Here is a 1,394-nt window from a genome sequence, read left to right on the forward strand (position 1 = left end):
AGCATAGTTTCAATTTTACCATAAATAATTATTGGGAAACTTCAGCTAGAGATACAAGTTTCTTGTTGGTTAATTATTTTTTCCACTTTTAGTGTATTTTTTTCCTTTCTCCCAAGCTTGAGTTATCCCACTATAATCAGGAAAATCATTAGTAGGCTCAGTTAACCAATTAGAAATAAACTCAGGATTATTACTGTTAGGGGTTGGATCGGCTGTTTTAATTTTTGTTTGGACAGGTGTTCTTACTGCGTCCCCCATAACAATTGCATGTTGCTGGGGGAGTATCGGTAATTGTTTCAGAATATCTTCATTAGCTGCAGATACCAGTTGTCTAATATATTTTTGATCATCCGGGTTTTGCAACCTATGAATGATAAAAGAGTTGCACTGAGATAATACCGTTTTAGATAGCTCTGAAGGGCGCTGGCTGGATACTAACAACGATATTCCATACTTTCTTCCTTCTCGAGCAATACGCTCAAAAACCTTCTTTGAAACTGATACTCGATCCCCTTTATTTTTTTCTGGAATATAATTTTGAGCTTCTTCGAGTGCAATAACAATTGGTGTTTTCCCCCTTTCAGATTCATCAAAACGTGACACGAACTCCAAAATAAGCCGACCTATCAACCCTGTTATTGTTTCCAATACATCGTAAGGTAATAGCGACATATCAATAATAGTAATTTGACTTGGTTTATCTTTATCTAATTTATCAAAAGCATCCTTACTTATTTTACTTTTAAAATAAGTAGTAAATTCATCGCCTTGACTATCTTGGAAAATTTTACAGGTATCACCTAGAATAAAGGCTAAAAATTTGGCTAAGGCTTGTGGTATTTCTTCATTTTTACCCAACAATAATGGCTCACTAATACGATCATCAGTTAAATAAGACTGTAACCTTAATCTAAGAGTAGAAACAAACTCTCTTAGCCTATTACTGGAGCTGTCTTGCTCATCAATGGCTTCATCAAAATATCGATTTATCAGCTCATTAAAATTAAACCATAATGGCAAGTCTATATTTTTATCTAAAGCAATTTGTTCTTTATTTTGGCTGATAGAATATTCATGATAATGCTCTTTTAAACTAGCTAAAGAAATTAGCTCATTACTCAAGGTATTGCCACTTCCAAGGGTTCTGTCGCAAAAAGTGTAAAAACCGACTATATCCTAGTTTTATGCAGCTAATGAATAATATTTCATACAAGATAAAATCTCGCTTACCCTATCGTTAAATTTTCGACAGATAGCTTTTCAAGTCATATACCACCTAGCATACAGATTAATAATGCCTTAAAAAATACCGCCATTTTTAGCTGAACATGTGAATCTTTTTGGGATGAGATTAAACCTTATAATAGTGGCTTTCGGTTTTTTGCGACAGAACC

At 33.8% G+C, this 1,394-nt stretch carries 1 protein-coding gene; it reads right to left on the reverse strand.

All coding sequences use genetic code 11. From position 1 onward, the window contains the following. Positions 1–69: 69 nt before the first annotated feature. Positions 70–1,122 (reverse strand): ATP-binding protein, encoded by a 1,053-nt coding sequence (locus tag CDZ78_RS17870; protein WP_087871193.1) that lies wholly within the window; start codon positions 1,120–1,122, stop codon positions 70–72. Positions 1,123–1,394 lie beyond the last annotated feature (272 nt).

Origin of the sequence: Bathymodiolus platifrons methanotrophic gill symbiont (genome assembly GCF_002189065.1) — a bacterium.
In the GTDB taxonomy this organism is placed as follows: domain Bacteria; phylum Pseudomonadota; class Gammaproteobacteria; order Methylococcales; family Methylomonadaceae; genus Methyloprofundus.